Origin of the sequence: Pseudomonas sp. sp1636, from assembly GCF_030376615.1 — a bacterium.
Classification (GTDB): Bacteria; Pseudomonadota; Gammaproteobacteria; order Pseudomonadales; family Pseudomonadaceae; genus Aquipseudomonas.
Genome location: NZ_JARRAB010000005.1, coordinates 101,851 through 127,994, shown reverse-complemented (window position 1 = coordinate 127,994; position 26,144 = coordinate 101,851). Strand labels below are relative to the sequence as shown.

Below are 26,144 nucleotides of genomic sequence, written 5' to 3'. Positions count from 1 at the left end.
GGCTGAAGCGGATCGCCGCCCGCCCCCCCTACACCCGCGCCCACAAGGCCCCGGGGAGCAACCATGCAAGATCATCTGGACGCCTACCTCGAACACCTGCGCAGCGAGCGTCAGCTCTCCAAACACACCCTCGACGGCTATAGCCGCGACCTGGCCAAGCTCGTCGCCTTCGCTGAACGCGAGCAGATCGCCGAATGGCGCGCGCTGGACGCCGCGCGCCTGCGCCGCCTGATCGCCCGCCTGCACCTCGAGGGCCAGTCCAGCCGCAGCCTGGCCCGCCTGCTTTCGGCGACGCGCGGGCTGTACCGCTACCTGATCCGCGAAGGCCATTGCCAGAACGATCCGGCCAGCGGCCTGACGCCGCCGAAAGGCCAACAGCGCCTGCCCAAGACCCTGGATGCCGACCGCACCGCGCAGCTGCTCGACGGCGCGGTCGAGGACGACTTCATCGCCCGCCGCGATCAGGCCATGCTCGAGCTGTTCTATTCCTCGGGCCTGCGCCTGGCCGAACTGGTCGGCCTCAACCTCGACCACCTGGATCTGCGCGACGGCCTGGTGCGGGTGCTGGGCAAGGGCAACAAGGCCCGCGAGCTGCCGGTCGGGCGCATGGCGCGTCAGGCGCTGGAGCAGTGGCTGCCCTTGCGCGCCCTGGCCAAGCCGGCCGATGGCGCGGTATTTATCAGCCAGCAAGGCCGTCGGCTCGGCCCGCGCGCCGTGCAACTGCGGGTACGCCAGGCCGGGGCGCGCGAACTCGGGCAGAATCTGCACCCGCACATGCTGCGCCATTCCTTCGCCAGCCATATGCTGGAGTCCTCCCAGGACTTGCGCGCGGTGCAGGAATTGCTCGGCCATGCCGACATCGCCACCACCCAGGTCTACACCCACCTGGATTTCCAGCACCTGGCCACGGTGTATGACCGCGCCCACCCACGGGCCAAACGCAAAGGCAGCAGCGAATGAGCATTCAGTTGATCACCTTCGACCTCGACGACACCCTGTGGGACGTCAGCCCAGTGATGCAGGACGCCGAAGCGGCCCTGCGCAACTGGCTGGGCATGTATGCGCCACGCCTGGGTGCGGTGCCGATCGAACACCTGTGGACGATTCGCGCGCAGTTGCTGCAAGCCGAACCCTCGCTCAAATATCGCCTCAGCGAACTGCGCCGGCGCATTCTGCTGGGCGCCCTGACCGGTGCCGGCTATCCGTCTGGCGAGGCCGCAACGCTAGCCGAGGGTGGTTTTCAGGTGTTTCTCGCCGCGCGCCATCAGGTCGAGCTGTTCGCCGAGGTACACCCGACCCTGGAGACCCTGGCCAATCGCTTCCAGCTCGGGGTGATTACCAATGGCAATGCCGATATCCGGCGCCTGGGCCTGGCCGACTATTTCCAGTTCGCCCTGTGCGCGGAAGAACTCGGGGTCGGCAAACCCGATCCCAAGCCTTTTCAGGAAGCCCTCAAGCGTGCCGGCATTGCCGCACAGCACGCCGTGCATGTCGGCGACCATCCCTGCGACGACATCGCCGGCGCCCAGGCGGCCGGCCTGCGGGCGATCTGGTTCAACCCGCAGGGCAACACCTGGGAAGGCGACAAGCGCGCCGATGGCGAAATCCGCAGCCTGGCCGAATTACCGGCGCTGCTGCACAGCTGGGCGTAGGCGGGACGGCCAAACCCTTGGCAGGCCGTTGATAAACGACCCGCCTCGCCTGGGCGGTTAGATAGGGCGACTGCCGTATTTGTTATCGGGTTTCTTCGGTGGGTCGGAAACCACGTTAGGCTCGACCTCCTGCACCTTGCCGCCGCGCGCCAGATACTCTTCCATGGCGCGCGCCAAGGCATCGCGATCCTTCTGCTTGGCTTCGACGCTCGGCAGCTCTTCGACATTGACCGCAGCCTTGGCCTTGGCCTTGCTCTTGCCGCTGCTGACAACTTCGTCGCCGTCGTCATCAGTGCTGTCGACATCATCGGCGGCAGCCATTTCCTCGCCACCTTCCTCGTCAGCCCCGTCCAGCTCGTCTTGTTCCAGATCTTCGTCGCTCATGTTCAACCTCATGACTTGCGATAAGCAGGTTAGTTATAGCCCAGCGCCGTGATCTATCGTACGTCGCCGGAAAAAATTCAAATGACCTTGCCTGGCAAAGCCCCAGCCGCTTCTCGCGCTGGCCCGGATCAACACCGCCGTGTCGCATAACAGTGCTTATCGGCGCGCATTCTAGCGTGCTGTCAGAAAAAACAAAGGGCGCCTTTGGGCGCCCTTGCTTTAAATCGCCGGCAATCAGCTTTTAGTGAATTCCGGATAGGCTTCCATCCCGCATTCGGCGATATCCACGCCTTCGTACTCTTCCTCCTCGCTGACGCGCAGGCCGATCACCAGCTTGATGAGCGACCAGACGATCAGGCTGGCGCCGAACACCCAGGCGAAGATGCAGGCCAGGCCGAGCAACTGGGCGCCAAGGGTGGCATCCGGGTTGGTCAGCACCACCGCCAACAGGCCCCAGATACCGGCCACGCCGTGCACCGAAATGGCGCCGACCGGGTCGTCGATCTTGAGCTTGTCCAGGCCGAGGATGGCGAACACCACCAGCACGCCACCGACCCCACCGATCAGGGTCGCTTGCAGGGCGCTCGGGGTCAGCGGCTCGGCGGTGATCGCCACCAGACCGGCCAGAGCGCCGTTGAGGGCCATGGTCAGGTCGGATTTTCCGAACAGGATGCGCGCCACGATCATCGCCGCGATCAGGCCGCCGGCGGCGGCCATGTTGGTGTTGACGAAGACGTTAGCCACGGCGTTGGCGTCTTCGATGGTGCTCATCTTCAGCTGCGAGCCACCGTTGAAACCGAACCAGCCCATCCACAGGATAAAGGCCCCCAGGGTGGCAATCGGCAGGTTGGCTCCCGGAATGGCGTTGACCTGGCCGCCCGCGCCGTACTTGCCCTTACGCGCACCGAGCAGCAGCACGCCAGCCAGGGCAGCCGAGGCACCGGCCATGTGCACCACGCCGGAGCCGGCGAAATCGAGGAAGCCGGCTTCGTTGAGGAAGCCCGAGCCCCATTTCCAGAAGCCCTGCACCGGGTAGATGAAGCCGGTCATGACCACGGCGAAGGCGAGGAAGGCCCATAGCTTCATGCGTTCGGCCACGGCACCGGAGACGATCGACATACAGGTGGCGGCGAACACCACCTGAAAGAAGAAGTCCGAACGCGCCGAGTAATAAGGCGCATCGTCACCGCCGGCGAGAACCGACTCGACGCTGTTTTCAGCACCGAGCAGGAAGCCCAGGCTCGGCAGGATGCCGCCTTCCGGACTGGAGTACATGATGTGGTAACCGATCACCAGGTACATGACGCTGGCGACCGCGTACAGGGCGATGTTCTTGGTGAGGATTTCGGTGGTGTTCTTCGCCCGTACCAGACCGGCTTCGAGCATGGCGAAACCCGCTGCCATCCACATCACCAGAGCACCGCAAATCAAAAAGTAGAAGGTATCGAAGCCGTACTGCAATGCAGTCAATGCTGTGTTATCCATGGTTCACCTCTTGCCGGCGCGCTTTTATAGCGCTGTTCGGTTAAGGCGCCCGGGTTGGCTCCGGGCGCACTCCGTGTGCTTACAGGTTGTAGCCACGCTCGTTGTGCAAGGCGAGGTCGAGACCGACCGTCTCTTCCTCGTCGCTGACCCGCAGGCCCATTACCAGGTCGATCACTTTCAGAATCACAAAGGTCAGCACCGCGGTATAGACCACCGTGAAGGCCACGCCCTCGACCTGCACCCACAACTGCGCGGGAATATTCTCCACCGTGCCGAAGCCACCCAACGCCGGCGCGGCGAACGCCCCGGTGAGAATGGCGCCGACAATGCCGCCCACGGCATGCACGCCGAAGACATCCAGGGAGTCGTCATAGCCGAACTTACGTTTCAGGCTGGTGGCGCAGAAGAAACAGATCGCCCCCGACGCCAGACCGATGACCAGCGCCCCCATCGGCCCGGCAGTGCCGGACGCCGGAGTAATGGCCACCAGGCCCGCCACCGCACCGGAGGCAATACCCAGCACGCTGGGCTTGCGGTGGGTGATCCACTCGGCAAACATCCAGCTCAGTGCCGCCGTCGCCGTGGCGACCTGAGTCACCAGCATGGCCATGCCGGCGGTACCGTTGGCGGCCAGCGCCGAACCGGCGTTGAAGCCGAACCAGCCGACCCACAGCATGCTCGCACCGATCAGGGTGTAACCGAGGTTATGCGGCGGCATCGCGGTGGTCGGAAAGCCTTTGCGCTTACCCAGCACCAGACAGGCCACCAGACCGGCGATACCGGCGTTGATGTGCACCACGGTGCCACCGGCGAAATCCAGCACGCCCCAGTCCCACAGCAGCGCGCCGTCGCCGCTCCACACCATGTGCGCGATGGGGGCATAGACGATGGTGAACCAGACCGTCATGAACACCAGCATGGCCGAGAACTTCATGCGCTCGGCGAAGGCGCCGACGATCAAGGCCGGGGTGATGATGGCGAAGGTCATCTGAAAGCTGATGAACACGCTTTCCGGAATCCCGGCCACCAGGCTGTCGCTGCTCAGGCCAGCGAGAAAGGCCTGCGACAGGCCGCCGACGAAGGAGTTGAGATTGACCACCCCCGACGCCATGCCACTGGTGTCAAAGGCCAGGCTGTAGCCGTAGATGACCCAGAGCACGCTGATCAGACCGGTGATGGCGAAACACTGCATCAGCACCGACAGAACGTTCTTGGAACGCACCATGCCGGCATAGAACAGGGCCAGCCCCGGAATGGTCATAAACAGCACAAGGACGGTCGCGACCAGCATCCAAGCCGTGTCGCCGCCATTCAAAGCGGCCTCGTCGGCCATGGCAAAGCCAGGAACGAGAGACAATAGGGCGCCTAGCCCTGCGATTTTTCGCAGAGTCATGGTTTAACTCCTGGGGCGTGGGGGGTTCGTTCGGAGGTTTAGATCGCGTCGGTATCGGTTTCGCCGGTACGGATGCGGATCGCCTGCTCCAGGTTGACGACGAAGATCTTGCCGTCACCGATCTTGCCGGTGTTGGCCGCCTTGGTGATGGCTTCGATGACGCGATCCAGCTGATCGTCGGCGATGGCCACGTCAATCTTTACCTTGGGTAGAAAATCGACCACGTATTCGGCGCCGCGGTACAACTCGGTGTGACCTTTTTGCCGACCGAAGCCTTTGACCTCGGTGACGGTGATGCCCTGCACGCCGATTTCCGACAGTGACTCGCGGACGTCGTCCAGCTTGAACGGCTTGATGATGGCAGTGACTAGCTTCATGAAACTTTCTCCCGTGTAAGGTGGACTTGCCCCAGGAATTACGAACCCGGCTCAAGTCTAAGCGCTGTGTCTGGCTTTTGTAATGCATCGGTCGCCCTAGGCTGACGACACCGATACCCACCAACCGCTCCTGGCGAAACATTTTCCCGCTTCGCCTAACGCACCGGAACCGCATCGGTGCATTCGTCATAGGCGACTAAGCAGAAAGCTTGCCACACTAAATAAAAATCAATACTTTCAAATAGTTACAGGCAATAACTGGCTTCTGACAAGAGCTCGAGCGGCGAACAACGCACGATAACGGTGCGCGCGCACACCGATCAGTGCGCAAAAAGTGTGCAGCGCTGGCCGCACCAGCCCAGGCCTCGGCTGCGTGCTACACTGCCGCCAGTTTGTCACTGGAACCCTGCCATGTTGCCGCCCAAAGCCCTGCTCGACGCCCTCAGCTCCCACGCCTCGCGCCTGTTCAATGGCGAAACGCCGCTGCCCCGTAGCGAATTCGAAGCCCAGTTCAAGGCCTTGCTGCAGAGTGGTTTCAGCAAACTCGACCTGGTCAGCCGGGAGGAGTTCGACAGCCAGATGGCCGTCCTCGCCCGCACCCGTGCCCGCCTGGAAGCCTTGGAAGCCAAGGTTGCCGAACTGCAAGCAGGCACCGCGCAAGTCGCTACGCCGCCGACCGAGTAACCCGCTCGAACGGCTGACGATCAAGGAGTGATCGATGTCCCTGGCCATAGTCCACAGCCGCGCCCAAGTCGGCGTCGAAGCGCCCGCCGTCACCGTCGAGGCGCACCTGGCCAATGGCTTGCCGTCGCTGGCGCTGGTCGGCCTGCCCGAGACCGCGGTCAAGGAAAGCAAGGATCGGGTGCGCAGCGCCATCCTCAACTGCGCCTTCGACTTCCCGCCGCGGCGCATCACCCTCAACCTGGCCCCGGCCGACCTGCCCAAGGACGGCGGGCGCTTCGACCTGGCCATCGCCTTGGGCATTCTCGCCGCCAGCGGCCAGGTGCCGGCCACCGCCCTGGAACAGCTCGAATGCCTGGGCGAGCTGGCCCTGTCCGGCGCCGTGCGGCCGGTGCAGGGCGTGCTGCCCGCGGCATTGGCGGCCCGCGCCGCCGGACGCACCCTAATGGTGCCGAAGGCCAACGCCGAGGAAGCCAGCCTGGCTTCCGGACTGGTGGTGATCGCGGTCGAGCACCTGCTCGAACTGGCCGCCCACCTCAATGGCCAGACGCCAATCGCCCCCTATCAGGCCCAGGGCCTGCTGCGGCGCAGCCTGCCCTACCCGGATCTGGCCGAAGTGCAGGGCCAGGTCGCCGCCAAGCGTGCCCTGCTGGTCGCCGCGGCCGGCTCGCACAACCTCTTGTTCAGCGGCCCGCCCGGCACCGGCAAGACCCTGCTGGCCAGCCGCCTGCCCGGCCTGCTGCCGCCGCTGGAGGAACAGGAAGCCCTGGAAGTTGCCGCCATCCAGTCGGTCGCCAGCCATGCGCCGCTAGAGGCCTGGCCGCAGCGGCCGTTCAGAAACCCTCATCACAGCGCCTCCGGCCCAGCCCTGGTCGGTGGCGGCAGCCGCCCGCAACCCGGGGAAATCACCCTGGCCCATCAGGGCGTGCTGTTTTTGGACGAGTTGCCCGAATTCGACCGCAAAGTATTGGAGGTGCTGCGCGAGCCATTGGAGAGCGGCCAGATCGTCATCGCCCGGGCGCGCGACAAGGTGCGCTTCCCCGCGCGTTTCCAGTTGGTGGCGGCGATGAACCCCTGCCCCTGCGGTTTTCTCGGCGACCCCAGCGGCCGCTGTCGCTGCACCCCGGAACAGATCCAGCGCTATCGCGGCAAACTCTCCGGGCCGCTGCTCGACCGCATCGACCTGCACGTTACGGTGGCGCGCGAAACCACCGCTTTGCATGTAGCGCCCAGTGCTGGCGCCGACACCGCGAGCAGCGCCGCCCTGGTCGCCCGCGCCCGGCAGCGGCAACTACAGCGCCAGGGCGTGGCCAATGCCTTCCTCGACCTGCCCGGCCTGCGCCAGCACTGCAGCCTGCACGCCGCCGACCAGGGTTGGCTGGAGAGCGCCTGCGAGCGCCTCGGCCTGTCGTTGCGCGCCGCGCACCGGGTGCTCAAGGTGGCGCGTACCCTGGCCGACCTCGAACAAGTCGAGCAGATCGCCCGCAGCCATCTGGCTGAGGCCTTGCAGTATCGCGGCCATCCGCAGGGCTGAGGCTGCGCCGCCGCATCGGCGCAGTCAGCCGAGTCGCTGCACCTGCGGCAACTGCATCGCCGCCACCTCGCCAAGCAGATAATCGCGCAAGCGCTGGTAACGTTCCTGCCCCCGCCGCGCCTTGGGCCAGACCAGGTAATAGCTACTGCCGCTGGGCACCGCGCAGGGCCAGGGTAGGCCGAGGCGGCCTTGGGCGACATCCTCGGCGACCATCACCAGATCGCCGATCGACACGCCGTAACCGCGCGCGGCGGCGACCATGCCCAGTTCCAGGGTGTCGAACACCTGGCCGCCCTTGAGCGGCACCTGCTCGCTCAGGTTCATCGCCTGCAACCACTGCCGCCAGTCGCGCCGATCCGGGGTCGGGTGCAGCAGTTCGGCACCTTGCAGCCGAAGCAGATCCCAGGGATCGTCCTGGACTGCCTCGGGCGCGCAGACCGGGATCAGCCATTCGGCGAACAGCAGCGCGCTGCCCCAGTCGTCCGGGAATTCGCCGCGGCTCAACAACACGGCGCAGTCGAACGGCTCATGCAGAAAGTCGACTTTGTCCACGTCCATCCAGGCGCTGGTCAACTGCACCTCGATATCGCTGTTGTGCAAACGAAAACGCGACAAGCGTGGCAACAGCCAACGCATGGTCAGGGTCGAGGGCGCCTTCAGGCGCAGGATCGCATCGTCGGCACGCAGGGTGGTGCAGGCCCGCTCCAGGGCATCGAAACCCTCGCGCAGGCCGGGCAGCAGCAAGCGCGCCGGCTCGGTCAATTGCAGGCTGCGCCCGCGCCGCTCGAACAGGCGGCAGGCGAAGTGCTCTTCGAGGGTGCGCACGTGATGGCTCACCGCGCTCTGGGTGATGGCCAGTTCGTCGGCGGCGCGGGTGAAGGAGCCGTGCCGGGCCGCAGCCTCGAAGGCGCGCAAGGCATACAGCGGCGCTAGGCGACGCTGTTTATCCATGAGGATTAATCATGCCAGGCATCGGTTTTTTCCTTTTGTGCGGGTGCGGATAACCCCAGAGAATGGCGCCATTCTCCGCGCCCCTGGCCTGCCCGGGCAAGTCCTCTTACTGAGCGATACTCATCATGCCGCATGCCCTTCGCAACGAACTCGGCGCCATCCTACGCCTGGCCGGCCCACTGATCGCCGCCCAGCTGGCGCATGTGCTGATGGTCTTTACCGACACCGTGATGATGGGCCTGCTCGGCCCGCAGGCTCTGGCCGGCGGCGGCCTGGGCGCGGCCAGCTATTCCTTCGTGTCGATCTTCTGCGTCGGCGTGATCGCCGCGGTCGGCAACCTGGTGGCCATCCGTCACGGCGCCGGGGATGCGGCCGGCGTCACCCGCCTGACCCAGAACGGCCTGTGGCTGGGCTGGGGGCTGGCGTTACTGGCCGGAGTGAGCCTGTGGCACCTCGAGCCGGCGCTCCTGTATTTTGGTCAGTTGCCGGAAAACGTCAGCGGCGCCCTGCAGTTTCTCGCCACGCTGGTGTTCGCCCTGCCCGGCTATATGAGCTTTATGGCGCTGCGCGGTTTTACCAGCGCGATCGGCCGCCCCGGCCCAGTGATGGCGATCAGCATCGGCGGCGCGCTGGCCAACCTGATCCTCAACTACGCGCTGATCGAGGGCTGGTTCGGCCTGCCGCACCTGGGCCTGGCCGGTATCGGCCTGGTCACCGCGCTGGTGATGAATGCCATGGCGTTGCTGCTGGCCTGGCATGTGTTGCGCCACCGCGCCTATGCCGGCTACCCGCTGGGGTGCGGCCTGCTGCGCCCGCGCTGGAATGAGTTGAACGAATTGCTGCGCCTGGGCCTGCCGATTGGCGGTACCTATGCGGTGGAGTCCGGCCTGTTCGCCTTCGCCGCGCTGTGCATGGGCGCGCTCGGCAGCCTGCAACTGGCCGCGCATCAGATTGCGATCATGTCGGTGTACGTGGCCTTCATGGTGCCGGTGGGGTTGTCCTACGCGGTGACCTTCCGCATCGGCCAGCACTTCGGCGCCGGCCGCCTGCTCGAGGCCCGCCGCGCCGGGCGTCTGGGTATCGGCCTGGGCGCGGCCTGCATGCTCGGCTTCGCCGCGCTGTTCTGGCTGGCGCCGCAGTGGGTGGTGGGCTTGTTTCTCGACCGCCGCGATCCGGCCTACGCCGAGGTGACGGCCCTGGCTATAAGCCTGCTGGCGATTGCCGCCTGGTTCGAGTTCTTCGACGGCATCCAGACCATCGCCATGGGCGCCATTCGTGGCCTCAAGGACGCCAAGACCACCTTCTTCGTCGGCCTCGCCTGCTACTGGCTGATCGGCGCGCCGCTGGCCTGGTTACTGGCCTTCCCGCTGGGCTGGGGCGCGCAAGGCGTATGGTGGGGCTTGGCCAGTGGCCTGGCTGGCGCGGCCGTCGGCCTGAGCCTGGGTTTCGAGTGGAAAAGCGCACGCCTGCTGCGGCCGGCGCACGCCGCTAAACAGGCGTGTTTGGCGTAAGCGGTCTTTTGTAGCCCGGGTGAAATCCGGGGCATCGGTGGCGTCCATGAGACCGCCCCCGGATTGCATCCGGGCTACCAGAGCGCGAACCGCGCTAGGGCTTAAGCAACCCGAGCAACGGCTGGCGCACGCCGAACACCAGGAAGCGCGCCAGCTCGGTCAATGGGAGCGCCTTGCTGATCAGGTAGCCCTGCGCTTGGTCGCAGCCGAACTCGCGCAGCAAGGCCAGTTGCTCCGCGTTTTCCACGCCTTCGCCGACCACCTCCAGGTTGAGGTTGTGGGCCAGGTTGATCATCGCTCGTACCAACTGACGATTCTCCGGGCGCTGGTGCATATCGCCGACGAAGCTCTTGTCGATTTTCAACAGGGCAATCGGCAAGCTGCTGAGATGGACGAAGGAGGAGAACCCCGTGCCGAAGTCGTCCAGGGAGAAACGCACGCCGAGCCGACCAAGCGCCAGCATGGTCTGCTGCACCTGATCGCTGCGGCGCATCACGGCGGTCTCGGTCAATTCGAACTCCAGCCAGCGTGCATCGACTCCGCGCTCGGCGATCAAACGACCAAGGGTCGGCAATAGCTGGCTGTCCTGAAACTGGCGGAACGACAGGTTGACCGCCATGTGCAAAGCCGGCAGACCGCGACCGCGCAGCCATTGCATATCGCGCAGCGCACGGGAAATCACCCAGTAACCAAGGGGCACGATCAAGCCGCTTTCCTCGGCCAGCGGCACGAACTCATTCGGCGCCAGCAGACCGCGCTCGCGGTGACGCCAGCGCACCAGCGCTTCCAGACCAACGATGCGCCCCGTCTGCAAACACAGCCGCGGTTGATAATGCAGCTCCAGTTCGTCACGCCGTAGCGCTTGGCGTAGCTGGCCTTCCAACTCCGCCTGGCTGCGCGCGTTGCGGTTGGTTCGCTCGTCGTAGATATGGAAACTGCAGCCCTGCTGGCTCTTGGCCTGCCGCATGGCGATATGCGCATGCCACATCAACGGGTCAGCTTCCGCCTCGGCACGGGCATGGGCCAGGCCCATGCTGCAGCCGATCAACAGACTCTCGCCATCGACCCAATAGGGCTCGGCCAGGGCTTCGGTGATGCGCTCGGCCAGGCGTGATGCACGCTGCGGATCGCTACGCACATCGAGCAGCAGGGCAAACTCGTCGCTGCCCAGGCGGGCGATCTGATCGCCGCCCTGCAGCTGTGCCTTGAGGCGCGCCACCACTTGCCGAATCAGCTGATCGCCGGCCTGGTGGCCGAGGGCATCGTTGGCGTGGCGGAAATTGTCCAGGTCGAGGTGCGCGAGCACCAAGCCGCGCCCATGGCATTCGCCCAGGCGGGCGGCAAGCAGGGTCTGGAAGCCCTGCCGATTGGCGATGCCGGTCAGCGCATCCTGCTCGGCCAGGCGCCGCAAGGTTTCTTGCACACGACCCTGCTCGCCCACATAGCGCAGGCAGCGCCGCAGCACATCGACCGTCAGGCCGTCGCGCACCAGCCAGTCGCAGACCCCCGCAGGCGCCGCGGCGGGTTCCTCCTCCAGCAGCAAGATGATGGGTAGAGGGCAACGCCCGGGCGCGGGCCGGCGCGCCTCCGTGGTCAGCAGCAGGCCATTGGCCCGGGTATCGAACAGACTGCTGGCCGCCGCCCACGAGGGCGCGGTAATCAGCGGAAAGACACTGCCCAAGGCGCCTAGCCGCTCGCGCAATAGCTCGGGCCATTCCGGCGTATCAGCCAGCAGAACCAACCGCAAGGGTTCGTCGAGCGCGGACAATCAACCTCCCCAGGCCTCAAAGATAGTCGGTGGCATTCCGCCCTGTTGCGCCGTAATCGGCGTCTAATCAGGCACATCCGCGTGCTACTGCGGTGCAGCCTGGATTCAAGACAAAAACCCGACAAGCGGCGTCAGAGTACTGGATTACACGAAATAACCAAGCCTGGCGTAGCGCCACTACGTGCGCTGCGCCACAGTTCCAGACGGTCGCGGCACAAACGCCCAGTCCTGCTAAAATGCGCGCCCACTCCCCAGGCGATTGATCCGATGTCCCGACTGAACCCCCGGCAGCAGGAAGCCGTGAACTACGTCGGCGGCCCTCTTTTGGTGCTCGCTGGCGCCGGCTCCGGCAAGACCAGCGTGATCACGCGCAAAATCGCCCACCTGGTGCAGAACTGCGGCATCCAGGCCCGCCACATCGTCGCCATGACTTTCACCAACAAGGCCGCGCGCGAGATGAAGGAGCGGGTCGGCAGCCTGCTCAAAGGCCCGGAGGCGCGCGGCCTGACCGTATCGACCTTCCACAACCTGGGGATGAACATCATCCGCAAGGAATACGCGGCGCTGGGCTACAAGCCGGGTTTCTCGATCTTCGACGAGGGCGATATCAAGGCGCTGCTGAGCGACATCATGCAGAAGGAGTACGCCGGCGACGACGGCATCGATGAAGTGAAGAACTACATCGGCAGCTGGAAGAACGAGCTGATTCTGCCCGAGCAGGCCCTGAGCGAGTCGCGCAACCCCAAGGAACAGACCGCGGCCATCGTCTACCTGCACTACCAGCGCACCTTGAAGGCTTACAACGCGGTGGACTTCGACGACCTGATCCTGATGCCGGTGAAGCTGTTCCAAGAGCACGCCGACATCCTGGAAAAATGGCAGAACCGCATCCGCTACCTGCTGGTCGACGAATACCAGGACACCAACGCCAGCCAGTATTTGCTGGTGAAGCTCTTGGTCGGCCTGCGCAACCAGTTCACCGTGGTCGGCGACGACGACCAGTCGATCTATGCCTGGCGCGGCGCGCGCCCGGAAAACCTGATGCTGCTGAAAGAGGACTACCCCTCGCTGAAGGTGGTGATGCTGGAGCAGAACTACCGCTCCACCAGCCGCATCCTCAAGTGCGCCAACATCCTGATCGCCAACAACCCGCATGCGTTCGAGAAACAGCTGTGGAGCGAGATGGGCATGGGCGACGAGATCCGCGTGATCCGCTGCCGCAACGAAGACGCCGAGTGCGAGCGCGTGGCGCTGGAGATCCTCACCGAACACCTGCGCACCGAGCGCCCCTACAGTGACTACGCCATCCTCTATCGCGGCAACTACCAGGCCAAGCTGATGGAGCTCAAATTGCAGCACCATCAGATTCCCTATCGCCTGAGCGGTGGCACCAGCTTCTTCGCCCGCCAGGAGGTGAAGGACCTGATGAGCTACTTCCGCCTGCTGGTCAACCCGGACGATGACAACGCCTTCCTGCGGGTGATCAACGTGCCGCGCCGCGAGATCGGCTCCACCACCCTGGAAAAGCTCGGCAACTACGCCACCGGCCGCAAGATCAGCATGTACGCCGCCGCCGGCGAGATGGGCCTGGGCGAACACCTGGATGCGCGCTTCAGCGAACGCCTGGCACGCTTCACCCGGTGGATGGATCGGGTGCGCCAGGAGTGCGCGCAGAACGAGCCGATCGCGGCCATCCGCAGCATGGTGATGGACATCGACTACGAGAACTGGCTGCGGCAGAACGCCTCCAACGACAAGGTCGCCGATGCGCGCATGGGCAACGTCTGGTTCCTGGTCGAGGCGCTGAAGAACACCCTGGAGCGCGACGAAGACGGCGACATGACCATCGAGGACGCCATCGGCAAGCTGGTGCTGCGCGACATGCTCGAGCGCCAGCAGGAGGAAGAGGAAGGCGCCGAAGGCGTGCAGATGATGACCCTGCACGCCTCCAAGGGCCTGGAATATCCGTCGGTGTATATCCTCGGCGTGGAGGAGGAGATCCTCCCGCACCGCTCCAGCATCGAGGCCGATACGGTCGAGGAAGAACGCCGCCTGGCCTACGTCGGCATCACCCGGGCCAAGCGCAACCTGACCATGACCTTCGCCGCCAAGCGCAAGCAGTACGGCGAGATCATCGACTGCGCGCCGAGCCGTTTCCTCGACGAACTGCCGCCCGAAGACCTGATTTGGGAAGGCCAGGAAGACGCGCCTCCCGAGGTCAAGGCCGCCACCGGCAACTCGGCGCTGGCCAACATGCGCGCCCTGCTGAAAAAATAGCCGGGAGCTATTTTTAACGTCGCGCAGCGACGGCCCGTAGGGTGGCCGCCAGGGATGGCAGGCCATAAAAAATGACCGGGAGTCATTTTTAAGGCTCTGTACCCGTTAGGTGTTGTATCACCAGGCGCGAACTGCCTGCGATCCGTAGGAGGCCCGACCTCGGGGCGAGCTTTGGCTATACCGCGAAACGATGGGCAGGCAGCCCTGCGGGCTGCATTCGCCGCGGGGTCGCGCCTCCTACAAGAGATCGCGCATGCAACACATAATTGGGACAGAGTCATTTTTAACGTCGCGCAGCGACGGCCCGTCAGGGTGGCCGCCAGGGATGGCAGGCCATAAAAAGACTTATTCCGTAGCCCGGATGCAATCCGGGACGGCTTCCCCGGATTGCATCCGGGCTACGTACATAGCGAGGGCAACCGCATGCAAGCACTGAAACAGAAGATCCAGGCAGAAGGCATCGTCCTGTCCGAGCAGGTGCTCAAGGTCGACGCCTTCCTCAACCACCAGATCGATCCGGCGCTGATGCAACAGATCGGCCATGAGTTCGCCCGGCGTTTCGCCGGCCAGGGCATCAGCAAGATCGTCACCATCGAGGCTTCGGGTATCGCCCCGGCGATCATGGCCGGCCTGGAGCTGGGGGTGCCGGTGATCTTCGCCCGCAAGTACCAGTCGCTGACGCTCAAGGACGACCTCTATACCGCCAAGGTGTTCTCCTTCACCAAGCAGAGCGAAAGCACCATCGCCATCTCCGCCAAGCACCTGAGCGCCAGCGATCACGTGCTGCTGATCGACGACTTCCTGGCCAACGGCCACGCCGCCAAGGCCCTGATCGAGCTGATCCAGCAGGCCGGGGCGAGCATCGCCGGGATTGGCGTGGTCATTGAGAAGTCCTTCCAGAGCGGACGCGCCGAACTCGACGGCCGCGGCTACCGGGTCGAGTCGCTGGCGCGGATCAGCTCGCTGCAGGGCGGCCGAGTCAGCTTTCTCGACTAAATGGCTGACTTCGGCCACAAAAAAACCGCCCGAGGGCGGTTTCTTGTGACTGGCGTCGCTTACAGGCCGGTCATCTTCTCGATGGCGGCGCGCAGCTCGTCATCCGAGCAATCGTTGCAGGTGCCTTTCGGCGGCATGGCGTTGAGGCCGGAAATGGCATTGGCCAGCAAACCATCGACACCATTAGTGGCGCGAGCCTGCCAGGCGGCGCTGTCGCCGATCTTCGGCGCGTCGAGCACGCCAGAGACATGGCAAGCACCACAGTGCTTGGTAATGATGTCATCGGCCGTCCGCGCAGCGCCGCCGGCGGCAGCGGCCACGGTGCCCACGCCCTTGCATTCTTCGCCCATGATGCAGACTTCACCGACCGGCTTCAGGCGCTCGGCGATAGCCTCATCGGTCGTGGCCTGAGCAGTCACTGCCCACAGGGCCAATACGGCAGCCGGTGCTACCAGCATTTTCTTCATCAGATTCACGGTACACCCTCATCGTGGCTAGTCACGCCCGCGGCCACGGTTTCGCGAGCGGGCGACAGTATAACGGGAAGCCTGCCAGGCTGAAACAACCTAGATTGTCGCAGGATTATTGGCGGCAAACGGCAAGCGAGTCCGCGCGCCGCGCGCCCAGGCGCCATCGAGTTTTTTGCCCTTGCTTGTGCAGCCGATGGCTTGAAACTCGCGGCTAAACTCAGAAATTCGCTGGCGTGGTGGCGCTGATCAGCCGCGCCGGCTGGTCGAACGGATTGCGGAAACGGTGCGGCTTGCTGCTCTCGAAGTAGTAGCTGTCGCCCGCTTCGAGGATGAACACCTCCTCGCCGACGGTCAGCTCGAGACGCCCCTCCACCAGCAGGCCGGTTTCCTCGCCCTCGTGGGTGTACATGTCATCGCCGGTATCGGAGCCGGCCGGATAGGTCTCATCGAGCAGGGTGATGGCGCGATTCGGGTGGGTCTTGCCCACCAGTTTCATGCTGATCGCACCACTGTGGATATCGGTGAGTTCGGCCGCCCGGTAGACCACCTGGGTATGGTTGTCCTGCTCCGCGTCCAGGGAGAAGAACTCCACCAACGACATGGGGATTCCCGCCAAGACCTTTTTCAGCGAGCTGATCGAGGGGCTCACGCTGTTCTTCTCGATCATCGAAATGGTGCTGTTGGTCACACCTGCCCGCTTGGCGAGTTCACGCTGGGACAGGCCTTTGAGTTTGCGAATGGATTGCAGTCGTACACCGACGTCCAATGCTGGAGTCCCCCTCGGGAAGATACGGAAAAAGTGCCCGTATCATCGCAACAGCGTTCAGTATTTACAACACCCTGACTGCAAATACTGCCCGGCGCCCCGTTCAGTCGTCGCAATAGAGCAGCGGCACCCGGCGCAGGTTGCAGAAAAGCTGATAGGGAATGCTGCCTGCACCGACCGCCACGTCGCTGGCGAGGACATTCTTGCCCCATAACTCGACCCGGCTGCCGAGACCGGCGCCGGGCAGGTCGCTGAGGTCGACGCAGAGCATATCCATCGACACCCGGCCGATCAGCCGACTCGACCGGCCATCGACCAGCACCGGCGTGCCGGTCGGCGCATGCCGCGGGTAGCCGTCGGCATAACCCAGGGCGACCACGCCAACCCGGGTCGGCCGCTCGGTGACGAAGGCCGCGCCATAACCAACCGGCTCGCCGGCCGGCAGTTCGCGTACGCTGATGACCTTCGACTCCAGGGTCATCACCGGCTGCAACTGGGCGGCTACGGCCTGCGCCTGTTCGAACGGCGTGGCGCCGTAGAGCATGATGCCGGGGCGCACCCAGTCGCTGGGGATGCCTGGCCAGCCGAGCACGGCCGGCGAATTACGCAGGCTGATTTCCGCCGCCAGCCCCTGGCGCGCCTGCTCGAACAGCGCAAGTTGCTCGCTGCTGCGTGGGCAGTCCAGCTCGTCGGCACGGGCGAAGTGGCTCATCAGCACGATTTTCGCCACCTTACCGCTGGCCAGCAGACGCCGGTAAGCCGCCTGGTAGTCCTGCGCAAACAGACCGACCCGATGCATGCCCGAGTCCAGCTTGAGCCAGACGCACAGCGGCTTGCTCAGCGCCACCCGTTCGATGGCCTCGACCTGCCACAGGGCATGCACCACGCACCACAGGTCGTGCCGCTCGATCAGGGCCAGTTCGGCGGCCTCGAAGAACCCTTCCAGCAACAGAATCGGCGCGCGGATGCCGGCTTCGCGCAATTGCAGCGCCTCTTCGATGCAGGCCACGGCAAAGCCATCGGCTTGATCTTGCAGCGCCTGCGCGCAACGCACCGCGCCATGCCCGTAAGCATCGGCCTTGATCACCGCGAGCGCCTTGGCGCCGCTGACTTCACGGGCCAATCGGTAGTTGTGGCGCAGGGCTTGCAGATCGATCAGGGCACGGGCTGGACGCATGGCTGGGCACTTCTTATTGTGAAATAGCGGGGGACAAGGCGGCGCGGCCCGCCCTGGGTTCTAGCGACTACAGATTAAAAAAGCCCGGAGTGACAACCGGGCAAAAGCCAACAATAAAGGGTCGGTCAGGCGCTCAGACGGCCGCCACCACCATCATTTCCACCAGCACCTCGGGCTTGTACATCCGCGCCTCGACACAGATGCGCCCCGGCGCCGTACCTTTGCTCACCCAGGCGTCCCAGACCTGATTGAGGCCCGCGTAGTCGCGCTCCATATCCTTCAGGTAGATGGTCACCGAGAGCAGGCGCGTCTTGTCGCTGCCGGCCTCGGCCAGCATCGCGTCGATGTTGGCCAGGGTCTCGCGGGTCTGCTGCACGATGTCGCCGCTGTAATCGTCCGCCAACTGCCCGGCCAGGTAGACCGCGCCCTGGTGGATGTTGATTTCGCTGTAACGGGCTTCAGTGCGCAGGCGCTGGATTGACATGTTTGGCGGTCTCCTGGGAACGGCTGTAACGGAAGATATCCAGACCCTCGCGGCTGATCTGCGGGCGCTTGTTGGCCATCAGGTCGGCGAGGAAACGGCCGGAGCCGCAGGCCATGGTCCAGCCCAGTGTGCCGTGGCCGGTATTGAGGAACAAATTGCTGAAAGCGGTGGCACCGACGATCGGCGTGCCGTCCGGGGTGGCCGGGCGCAGGCCGGTCCAGAATTCCGCCTGTTTGAGGTCGCCGCCTTGCGGATAGAGGTCAGCGGTGATCATCTCCAGGGTCGCGCGGCGACGCGGATTGAGGCTCAGGTCGAAACCGGCGATCTCGGCCATGCCGCCGACGCGGATGCGCTTGTCGAAGCGGGTGATGGCGACCTTGTAGGTCTCATCGAGAATGGTCGAGGTCGGCGCCATGTCGCCATCGGTGATCGGCACGGTCAGCGAATAGCCCTTGAGCGGGTAGATCGGCGCGCGAATGCCCAGCGGCTTGAGCAGTTGCGGGCTGTAGCTGCCGAGGGCGAGCACGTAGCGGTCGGCGGTTTCCAGCTTGCCGTCGATCCACACGCCATTGATCCGGTCGCCGGCGAAATCCAGGCGCTCGATGGTCTGACCGAAACGGAATTCGACGCCCAATTGCTTGGCCATTTCGGCCAGCTTGGTGGTGAACATCTCACAGTCGCCGGTCTGGTCGTTGGGCAGGCGCAAGGCGCCGGCCAGCTTGTGCTTGACCCCGGCCAGGGCCGGCTCGACGCGGGCGATGCCTTCACGGTCGAGCAGTTCGAAAGGCACGCCGGACTGCTTGAGCACGGCGATATCCTTGGCCGCACTGTCGACCTGGGCCTGGGTGCGGAACAGCTGGGTGGTGCCCAGGCGGCGGCCTTCGTAGCCGATGCCGGTTTCGGCGCGCAGTTCGTCGAGGCAGTCGCGGCTGTACTCGGACAGGCGCACCATGCGCTCCTTGTTCACCGCGTAACGGCTGGCGGTGCAGTTGCGCAGCATCTGCGCCATCCACAGGTATTGGTCGATATCGGCGGTGGCCTTGATCGCCAACGGCGCATGCTTCTGCAGCAGCCACTTGATGGCTTTCAGCGGCACGCCAGGGGCGGCCCAGGGCGAGGCATAACCGGGGGAGACCTGGCCGGCGTTGGCGAAGCTGGTTTCCAGGGCCGGGCCGTCTTGACGGTCGACCACCACCACCTCGAAGCCTTGGCGAGCCAAGTAGTAAGCACTAGCCACACCCACCACACCGCTACCCAGTACCAGAACCCGCATCGTCATCTCCTCGCCACGACTATGCGCTGGCGTTTTTTGTTTTAAGCGTTGATGCGCGCAGTATATTGAGCACTAGCCAGTGTCTTTCACTATATATATAACTATATTTGGCGAGAATTCTTGGCAAAAACCGCTTACACGGAGGGGCATCCCCCATGCGCACCCAACACCAAAGCCGTCGCGAGCTGGACAAGATCGACCGCAATATCCTGCGTTTCCTGCAGGAGGACGGGCGTATCTCCTTCACCGAACTGGGCGAACGGGTCGGCCTGTCGACCACGCCCTGCACCGAGCGAGTGCGCCGTCTGGAGCGCGAAGGCATCATCATGGGCTACCACGCCCGCCTCAACCCGCAGTACCTCAAGGCCAGCCTGCTGGTGTTCGTCGAGATCAGCCTGGATTACAAGTCCGGCGACACCTTCGAGGAGTTCCGCCGCGCCGTGCTCAAGCTGCCGCATGTGCTGGAGTGCCACCTGGTTTCCGGCGATTTCGACTACCTGGTCAAGGCGCGGATCAACGAGATGGCCAGCTACCGCAAGCTGCTCGGCGACATCCTGCTCAAGCTGCCGCATGTGCGCGAGTCGAAGAGTTATATCGTCATGGAGGAGGTCAAGGAGTCGCTGGCGCTGCCCATTGCGGAGTGACCCCGCCGCCAGCCTGGTGCGCTACACCAACACCTGACGGGTACTGGCGATCAGCTGGTGCACCTGCTTTTCCAGCGCCGGCTCGATCATTTGCTCCGGCCCTTGGCCGCGCGGGCACGGCAGGCTGGGGCTGGTGCCGAACAGACGGCAAATCAGCGGGCGCTGCGCGTACACCTCACAGCCTTGCGGGCCCAGGTGCACGCAATTGAATTCGGCCAGGGCGGCGTCGTGCGCGGCGGCGCTTTTCACCGGCAGCCGCGCCATCTCTTCGGACGAAGCGGTCACCGGGCCACAGCAGTCATGGCAGCCCGGCACGCAGGCGAAACCGGGAATCTGCAAACGGAGCTGATCGATCTTGCGGCTGGTGCAACTCATGGGCGCGATCCTGGGTCAATAGCAGCCATGTTACCCGCTCGCTCGCCTCGATCAGGCTGGGCCGCTGAATTTAACCGACGGAAAACGCTTTTCTGCCGATTGCCTCTTGGCGGATGGCAAAGTTGACGCTTATGCTGCGTAAAATTTTCCAAACATAACAATCAGGATTCCACACATGAACGCCCGCGTTCACCAGCCGGTACACAGCCCCCAACACGCCCCCTCCTACTACGCCGCCAGCGCCAATCGCCAGTTGGCCTACCCGCCGCTGCAGAGCGCTCTGCGGGTCGACGTGTGCATCGTCGGCGCCGGCTTCTCCGGCCTCAATACGGCCATCGAACTGGCGCAGAAGGGCCTCTCGGTGGCGCTGCTGGAAGCGCACAAAATCGGCTGGGGGGCCAGCGGCCGCAACGGCGGCCAGCTGATTCGCGGGGTCGGCCACGGGGTCGAGCAGTTCGAAGCGGTGATTGGCGCGCAGGGCGTGCGCGAACTCAAGCTGATGGGCCTGGAGGCGGTGGAAATCGTCCGCCAGCGCATCGCGCAGTTCAACATCGACTGCGACCTGACCTGGGGCTACTGCGACCTGGCCAACAAACCCAGCCATCTCGACGCTTTCGCCGAAGACATGGCCGAGCTCAAGAGCCTCGGCTATCGGCATGAACTGCGTCTACTGCAACCCGAGCAGATGCATCAAGTGGTCGGTTCCAAGCGTTACCTGGGCGGCCTGATCGACATGGGTTCCGGCCACCTGCACCCGCTCAACCTGGCCCTGGGCGAAGCTGCCGCGGCGCAGTCGCTGGGCGTGCAATTGTTCGAAGACTCGGCGGTCAGCCGCATCGACTACGGCGACGAGATCAAGGTGCACACCGCCCAGGGCGTGGTGCGCGCGACCAGCCTGGTACTCGCCTGCAACGCCTACCTGAACGGCCTGAACAGCAACCTGGGCGGCAAGGTGCTGCCGGCCGGCAGCTATGTGATCGCCACCGAGCCGCTGGCCGAAGCCGAAGCCCGCGCCCTGATCCCGCAGAATATGGCGCTCTGCGACCAGCGCGTGGCCCTCGACTATTACCGCCTGTCCGCCGACCGGCGCCTGCTGTTCGGCGGCGCCTGCCATTATTCCGGGCGCGATCCGGCGGACATTGCCGGCTATATGCGGCCGAAGATGCTGGCCGTCTTCCCCCACCTCAAGGACGTCAAAATCGACTACCAGTGGGGCGGCATGATCGGCATCGGCGCCAACCGCCTGCCGCAGATCGGCCGCCTCAAGGGCCAGGCCAACGTCTATTACGCCCAGGCCTACTCCGGCCACGGCGTCAACGCCACCCACCTGGCCGGCAAGCTGCTCAGCGAGGCCATCGCCGGCCAGCAAAGCCGCGGCTTCGACCTGTTCGCCCAGGTGCCGCACCTGACCTTCCCCGGCGGCAAATACCTGCGCTCGCCATTGCTGGCCTTGGGCATGCTCTGGCATCGCTGCAAGGAACTGCTCTGAACCAGCCGCCAGCCGCTCAACTACGCCCAGCGCAGCGATCGAGCAGGCGGTACGGCCGGCGCCAGGGTCGCCGGCCTGTGGCGAGCTAATCGCCGCGCGCCGGCGTGGCCGCGGCGAACGGCTCGTCGACGCCCTGGCCGCGCCAGGCCAGCACCACGAACACCGCCGCGCCCAGGGCCATCAACAACGGCAACGCATGCCCGCTGACCCACTGACTGGCCGCCCCGGTGGTCAGCGGGCCGAGCAAGCAACCGATCCCCCACAGTTGGGCGACATGGGCATTGGCGCGCACCAGCGCGTCGTCGCGATAGCGTTCGCCGATGAGGATCAACGACAGGGTGAACAGCCCGCCAGCGCTGGCACCGAACAGCACCAGCAACGGCCAGACCAGCGGCGAGTGCAGCAGCAGCGGAAGCGCCAGGCTGGAACCCAGCAGGATCACTCCGCAACCGCGGAACAGGCTGCGCCGCGACATGCGGTCGGCGAGCAGGCCGATCGGCAACTGCAGGGCGGCGTCGCCGACCACCACCACGCTGACCATCAACAGCGCCACGTCCTGGCTGAAGCCCTGGCGCAGCCCGTAGATCGGCAGCAGGGTCAACATCATCGCCTCGAAGGCGGCGAACAGCACCACCGCCCAGGCAATCGCCGGCAGCTTGCGGCAGAACGCCGACAGCCCGCGGCCCGAGGCGCTATGGCCATCGACCTTGGGCGCGCCGGTGCGCCCCAGGAGGATCAGCGAACCGCCGATCAACAGACCGACACCGGCCCAGAAACCCAGGTCGCTGCCGGTGCCCAACGCGGTCAGCAGCAGCGGCCCGCACAGCTGGCTCAACGCATAGCCGGTGCCATACAGGGCGACCAGACGGCCGCGCCATTTTTCCACGGCCAGTTGGTTGATCCAGCTCTCGCCGAGGATGAACACCACGGTCAGCGCCACACCGATCAGCAGGCGCAACAGCAGCCACAGCGCATAGTTCTGCAGCAGCGCCAGCAAGCCCACGGACAGTGCCGCCAGCAGCAGACACAGCTGCATCAGCCGAGCGGTGCCGAAGTGCCCCGCCAGGCGCCCGGCCAGGGAAGCGCCGAGCAGCACGCCCACCGCCGGAGTCGCCGCCATCACGCCGATGGCGAAGGAGCCGTAGCCCCAACTCTCCAGACGCAACGACACCAAGGGCATGGTCACCCCGAGGGCCAGACCGATGCTGATGACCGCCGAACAGACCGCGAAATAGCTACCCCAACGCATCGCCAGACTCCTTTATGTCGTGGCCGGCTGACAAAACCAAACGGCCGGGTTTCCCAAGGGAACCCGGCCGCAGGTTTGGCTCGTAAGAGCCGGCCCTCCTGGCGGAGAGCGGACCTTGTTGGGCGGTTACCCGCCCGGGATCACAGCTTGATCCAGGTGGCTTTCAGTTCGGTGTACTTGTCGAAGGCATGCAGCGACTTGTCGCGGCCATTGCCCGACTGCTTGAAGCCACCGAACGGCGCCGTCATGTCGCCGCCATCGTACTGATTGACCCACACGCTGCCGGCGCGCAACGCCTTGGCAGTGAGGTGGGCCTTGGACAGATTGCTGGTCCACACCGCCGCCGCCAGGCCGTAGGGGCTGTCGTTGGCGATGGCCAGCGCTTCTTCGACATTGTCGAAGCCGATCACCGACAGCACCGGGCCGAAGATTTCTTCCTGGGCGATGCGCATGGCGTTGTTGACGCCGTCGAAGATGGTCGGCTCGACATAGGTGCCACCGCTCTCTTGCAGCACCCGCTTGCCGCCGGCGACCAGTTGGGCGCCCTCATCATGCCCGGCCTGAATGTAGTTCAACACGTTGTTCATCTGCGTGGTATCGACCAGCGCGCCGACGTTGGTCGCCGGATCCAGCGGGTTGCCCGGTTTCCAGGCCTTGAGCGCCTCGATCACCAGCGGCACGAAGGTGGCCTTGATCGAGTTTTCCACCAGCAGACGCGAGCCGGCGGTACAGACTTCGCCCTGGTTGAAGGCGATCGCGCCGGCCGCGGCTTCGGCGGCGGCCTGCAGGTTCGGGGCGTCGGCGAAGACGATGTTCGGGCTCTTGCCGCCGGCCTCCAGCCAGACGCGCTTCATGTTCGATTCGCCAGCGTAGACCATCAGTTGCTTGGCGATCTTGGTCGAGCCGGTGAACACCAGGGTGTCGACGTCCATGTGCAACGCCAGGGCCTTGCCCACGGTGTGGCCGTAACCCGGCAGCACGTTGAACACGCCGGCCGGAATCCCGGCCTCGATGGCCAGTTGCGCCAGGCGGATGCCGGTCAGCGGCGATTTCTCGGAGGGCTTGAGGATCACCGAGTTGCCGCTGGACAGCGCCGGGCCGAGCTTCCAGCAGCTCATCAGCAGCGGGAAATTCCACGGCACTATGGCCGCGACCACGCCGATCGGCTCACGGGTGACCAGGCCCAGCTGGTTGTGCGGAGTGGCGGCCACTTCGTCGTAAATCTTGTCGATCGCCTCGCCGCTCCAGCGAATCGCGTTGGCCGCGCTGGAGACGTCGATACTCAGCGCGTCGCTGATCGGCTTGCCCATGTCGAGGGTTTCCAGCAGCGCCAGCTCTTCACCGTGCTGCTGGATCAGTTCGGCGAAACGGATCATCACGGCCTTGCGCTTGACCGGCGCCAGGCGCGACCAGACCCCGGAATCGAAGGTGTTGCGGGCGTCCTGCACCGCCAGTTCGGCATCCGCCAGGTCACAGCTGGCGACCTGAGCCAGGATCCGCCCATCCACCGGACTGATGCACTCGAAGGTCGCGCCGGACGCTGCCGCGCGGTATTCGCCGTGAATAAAGGCGCGGCCTTCGATCTTCAGGGTAGCGGCGCGTTGTTCCCAATCGGCGCGAGTCAGGCTAGTCATTCGGGCATCCTCTATCAGTAAAAAGTGCTGTGGGTCGAAGCCGCGCACTGTCAATTATTCTGCAAGGCCCGCAAGGGCCAAATCCTGCCGGCAACACTAAACCAGCGGGGTGCAGCTTTTCAATATTTTTTACATAGGCGGATAAAACCCCCTTGTCATGTTCGTTTTATTAAACATAGACTGCGCGAAATCGCCCTCCAGCCCCTTCCTCGCGCGCCCGGATAGCCAGCATGACACTCGACAACAGCGCTCAACCGAACAGAAAAACCGACAGCCTCGACGATTTTTGGATGCCGTTCACCGCCAACCGCCAATTCAAGGCCAAACCGCGCCTGCTGGACAGCGCCGAAGGCATGTATTTCACCAGCGACGACGGCCGTAAAATATTGGACGGCACCGCCGGGCTTTGGTGCTGCAACGCCGGTCACGGTCGTCGGGAAATTAGCGACGCAGTGAGTAAGCAAATTGCCAAGCTGGACTTCGCCCCGACCTTCCAGATGGGCCACCCGCTGCCCTTCGAGCTGGCCAGCCGGCTGGCCGAGATCGCCCCGGGCCGGCTGAACAAGCTGTTCTTCACCAACTCCGGCTCGGAGTCGGTCGACACCGCGCTGAAGATCGCCCTGGCCTACCAGCGCGCCATCGGCCAGGGCACCCGCAGCCGCCTGATCGGCCGCGAGCTGGGCTACCACGGCGTCGGCTTCGGCGGCATCTCGGTCGGCGGCATGCTCAACAACCGTCGGGCCTTCCCGCTGCTGCCGGGCGTCGACCACCTGCCGCATACCCTGGACATCGCGCGCAACGCCTTCAGCAAGGGTCTGCCGGAATTCGGCAGCGACAAGGCCGACGAACTGGAGCGCCTGGTGGCGCTGCACGGCGCCGAGAACATCGCCGCGGTGATAGTCGAGCCGATGGCCGGCTCGGCCGGGGTGATACTGCCGCCGCTGGGCTATCTGCAACGCCTGCGCGAAATCACCCGCAAGCACGGCATCCTGCTGATCTTCGACGAAGTGATCAGCGGTTTCGGCCGGGTCGGCAAGGCCTTCGCCGCCCAGCGCTGGGGCGTCACCCCGGATCTCATCACCACGGCCAAGGGCCTGACCAACGGCGCCATCCCGATGGGTGCGGTGTTCGTCGACGAGCAGATCCATGACGCCTTGATGCAGGGCCAGGACGGCATCGAACTGTTCCACGGCTATACCTATTCCGGCCACCCGGTGGCCTGCGCCGCCGCCCTGGCAACCCTGGACATCTACCAGCGTGACGGTCTGTTCGACCGCGCGATCGAACTGGAAGGCTACTGGCAGGATGCCCTGCTCAGCCTGCGCGACCTGCCCAACGTGCTCGACATCCGCGCCATCGGCCTGGTCGGCGGCGTGCAACTGGCGCCGAACAGCCAAGGCGTCGGCAAACGCGGCTACCAGATCTTCGAACAATGCTTCTATAACGACCTGATGGTGCGCGTAACCGGCGATACCCTGGCCCTGTCGCCGCCGCTGATCGTGGAAAAAGCGCAGATCGACAGCCTGGTCGAGAAGCTCGCCGACGCGATCCGCACCGCCCACTAACCGCCAGCC

At 64.8% G+C, this 26,144-nt stretch carries 24 protein-coding genes; 10 read left to right on the top strand and 14 right to left on the bottom strand.

Features of this window, described 5'->3' with window-relative positions; all coding sequences use genetic code 11:
- Positions 1 to 63 precede the first annotated feature (63 nt).
- Positions 64 to 960, top strand: a complete 897-nt coding sequence (xerC, locus tag P8H27_RS06990; RefSeq protein WP_289636309.1) for a tyrosine recombinase XerC — start codon at positions 64 to 66, stop codon at positions 958 to 960.
- A complete protein-coding gene (locus P8H27_RS06985; RefSeq protein WP_289636308.1) occupies positions 957 to 1,652 on the top strand; it encodes an HAD family hydrolase in 696 nt (231 codons plus the stop codon). The genes xerC and P8H27_RS06985 overlap by 4 nt, the downstream gene beginning before the upstream one ends.
- Positions 1,653 to 1,709: 57 nt before the next feature.
- Here P8H27_RS06985 and sutA read toward each other — a convergent pair whose 3' ends face one another.
- The 4 genes from sutA to glnK form a co-directional block, all read right to left on the bottom strand.
- Complete coding sequence (sutA, locus tag P8H27_RS06980) at positions 1,710 to 2,036, bottom strand: transcriptional regulator SutA (RefSeq protein WP_289636307.1); 327 nt, start codon at positions 2,034 to 2,036, stop codon at positions 1,710 to 1,712.
- Between the two features lie 234 nt (positions 2,037 to 2,270).
- Complete coding sequence (locus P8H27_RS06975) at positions 2,271 to 3,521, bottom strand: ammonium transporter (protein ID WP_289636306.1); 1,251 nt, start codon at positions 3,519 to 3,521, stop codon at positions 2,271 to 2,273.
- Between the two features lie 79 nt (positions 3,522 to 3,600).
- Positions 3,601 to 4,914 carry an ammonium transporter gene (locus tag P8H27_RS06970; RefSeq protein ID WP_289636305.1) on the bottom strand — a complete coding sequence of 438 codons (1,314 nt, stop codon included), beginning with the start codon at positions 4,912 to 4,914 and terminating at the stop codon, positions 3,601 to 3,603.
- A gap of 38 nt (positions 4,915 to 4,952) precedes the next feature.
- Positions 4,953 to 5,291 carry a P-II family nitrogen regulator gene (gene glnK, locus P8H27_RS06965; RefSeq protein ID WP_003096476.1) on the bottom strand — a complete coding sequence of 113 codons (339 nt, stop codon included), beginning with the start codon at positions 5,289 to 5,291 and terminating at the stop codon, positions 4,953 to 4,955.
- A 411-nt stretch (positions 5,292 to 5,702) separates the two neighbouring features.
- Here glnK and P8H27_RS06960 point away from each other — a divergent pair, with 411 nt between their 5' ends.
- Both P8H27_RS06960 and P8H27_RS06955 read left to right on the top strand, forming a co-directional pair.
- A complete protein-coding gene (locus P8H27_RS06960; RefSeq protein ID WP_289635985.1) occupies positions 5,703 to 5,975 on the top strand; it encodes an accessory factor UbiK family protein in 273 nt (90 codons plus the stop codon).
- A gap of 34 nt (positions 5,976 to 6,009) precedes the next feature.
- On the top strand, positions 6,010 to 7,506 hold the full coding sequence (locus P8H27_RS06955; protein WP_289635984.1) for a YifB family Mg chelatase-like AAA ATPase: 1,497 nt from the start codon (positions 6,010 to 6,012) through the stop codon (positions 7,504 to 7,506).
- Positions 7,507 to 7,530: 24 nt separating this feature from the next.
- Here P8H27_RS06955 and P8H27_RS06950 read toward each other — a convergent pair whose 3' ends face one another.
- Positions 7,531 to 8,457, bottom strand: coding sequence for a LysR substrate-binding domain-containing protein (locus tag P8H27_RS06950; protein WP_289635983.1), 927 nt, complete (start codon positions 8,455 to 8,457; stop codon positions 7,531 to 7,533).
- Between the two features lie 125 nt (positions 8,458 to 8,582).
- Here P8H27_RS06950 and P8H27_RS06945 point away from each other — a divergent pair, with 125 nt between their 5' ends.
- On the top strand, positions 8,583 to 9,968 hold the full coding sequence (locus tag P8H27_RS06945) for a NorM family multidrug efflux MATE transporter (RefSeq protein ID WP_289635982.1): 1,386 nt from the start codon (positions 8,583 to 8,585) through the stop codon (positions 9,966 to 9,968).
- A 94-nt stretch (positions 9,969 to 10,062) separates the two neighbouring features.
- Here P8H27_RS06945 and P8H27_RS06940 read toward each other — a convergent pair whose 3' ends face one another.
- Positions 10,063 to 11,736 (bottom strand): bifunctional diguanylate cyclase/phosphodiesterase, encoded by a 1,674-nt coding sequence (locus tag P8H27_RS06940; protein ID WP_289635981.1) that lies wholly within the window; start codon positions 11,734 to 11,736, stop codon positions 10,063 to 10,065.
- A gap of 267 nt (positions 11,737 to 12,003) precedes the next feature.
- Between P8H27_RS06940 and rep the strand changes: the two genes are divergently transcribed.
- Positions 12,004 to 14,013: a DNA helicase Rep gene (gene rep / locus P8H27_RS06935; RefSeq protein WP_289635980.1), complete on the top strand. Its 2,010-nt coding sequence runs from the start codon at positions 12,004 to 12,006 to the stop codon at positions 14,011 to 14,013.
- Between the two features lie 423 nt (positions 14,014 to 14,436).
- Positions 14,437 to 15,009, top strand: coding sequence for a xanthine phosphoribosyltransferase (locus tag P8H27_RS06930; protein ID WP_289635979.1), 573 nt, complete (start codon positions 14,437 to 14,439; stop codon positions 15,007 to 15,009).
- Positions 15,010 to 15,068: 59 nt separating this feature from the next.
- On the opposite strand, the gene P8H27_RS06925 is transcribed toward P8H27_RS06930, so the two are convergent.
- The 5 genes from P8H27_RS06925 to dadA form a co-directional block, all read right to left on the bottom strand.
- Positions 15,069 to 15,485, bottom strand: a complete 417-nt coding sequence (locus P8H27_RS06925; protein ID WP_289635978.1) for a cytochrome c5 family protein — start codon at positions 15,483 to 15,485, stop codon at positions 15,069 to 15,071.
- A 211-nt stretch (positions 15,486 to 15,696) separates the two neighbouring features.
- Entirely contained in the window at positions 15,697 to 16,245 is a 549-nt protein-coding gene (locus P8H27_RS06920) for a cupin domain-containing protein (RefSeq protein ID WP_289635977.1), read from the bottom strand.
- A gap of 103 nt (positions 16,246 to 16,348) precedes the next feature.
- Positions 16,349 to 17,422: an alanine racemase gene (gene alr / locus P8H27_RS06915; protein ID WP_289635976.1), complete on the bottom strand. Its 1,074-nt coding sequence runs from the start codon at positions 17,420 to 17,422 to the stop codon at positions 16,349 to 16,351.
- Between the two features lie 133 nt (positions 17,423 to 17,555).
- Complete coding sequence (locus P8H27_RS06910; RefSeq protein ID WP_289635975.1) at positions 17,556 to 17,906, bottom strand: RidA family protein; 351 nt, start codon at positions 17,904 to 17,906, stop codon at positions 17,556 to 17,558.
- Entirely contained in the window at positions 17,881 to 19,179 is a 1,299-nt protein-coding gene (dadA, locus tag P8H27_RS06905) for a D-amino acid dehydrogenase (protein WP_289635974.1), read from the bottom strand. The genes P8H27_RS06910 and dadA overlap by 26 nt, the downstream gene beginning before the upstream one ends.
- Before the next feature lie 155 nt (positions 19,180 to 19,334).
- Here dadA and P8H27_RS06900 point away from each other — a divergent pair, with 155 nt between their 5' ends.
- Complete coding sequence (locus P8H27_RS06900; protein ID WP_079203848.1) at positions 19,335 to 19,823, top strand: Lrp/AsnC ligand binding domain-containing protein; 489 nt, start codon at positions 19,335 to 19,337, stop codon at positions 19,821 to 19,823.
- Positions 19,824 to 19,844: 21 nt separating this feature from the next.
- Here P8H27_RS06900 and P8H27_RS06895 read toward each other — a convergent pair whose 3' ends face one another.
- A complete protein-coding gene (locus P8H27_RS06895; RefSeq protein WP_289635973.1) occupies positions 19,845 to 20,198 on the bottom strand; it encodes a YkgJ family cysteine cluster protein in 354 nt (117 codons plus the stop codon).
- Positions 20,199 to 20,373: 175 nt separating this feature from the next.
- Here P8H27_RS06895 and P8H27_RS06890 point away from each other — a divergent pair, with 175 nt between their 5' ends.
- Positions 20,374 to 21,687, top strand: coding sequence for an FAD-binding oxidoreductase (locus P8H27_RS06890; protein WP_289635972.1), 1,314 nt, complete (start codon positions 20,374 to 20,376; stop codon positions 21,685 to 21,687).
- Between the two features lie 85 nt (positions 21,688 to 21,772).
- Here P8H27_RS06890 and P8H27_RS06885 read toward each other — a convergent pair whose 3' ends face one another.
- Positions 21,773 to 22,936, bottom strand: a complete 1,164-nt coding sequence (locus P8H27_RS06885; RefSeq protein ID WP_289635971.1) for an MFS transporter — start codon at positions 22,934 to 22,936, stop codon at positions 21,773 to 21,775.
- 140 nt (positions 22,937 to 23,076) lie between these two features.
- On the bottom strand, positions 23,077 to 24,570 hold the full coding sequence (locus P8H27_RS06880; protein WP_289635970.1) for an aldehyde dehydrogenase: 1,494 nt from the start codon (positions 24,568 to 24,570) through the stop codon (positions 23,077 to 23,079).
- Between the two features lie 230 nt (positions 24,571 to 24,800).
- On the opposite strand from P8H27_RS06880, the gene P8H27_RS06875 reads away from it, so the two are divergent.
- Complete coding sequence (locus P8H27_RS06875; RefSeq protein ID WP_289635969.1) at positions 24,801 to 26,135, top strand: aspartate aminotransferase family protein; 1,335 nt, start codon at positions 24,801 to 24,803, stop codon at positions 26,133 to 26,135.
- Positions 26,136 to 26,144 lie beyond the last annotated feature (9 nt).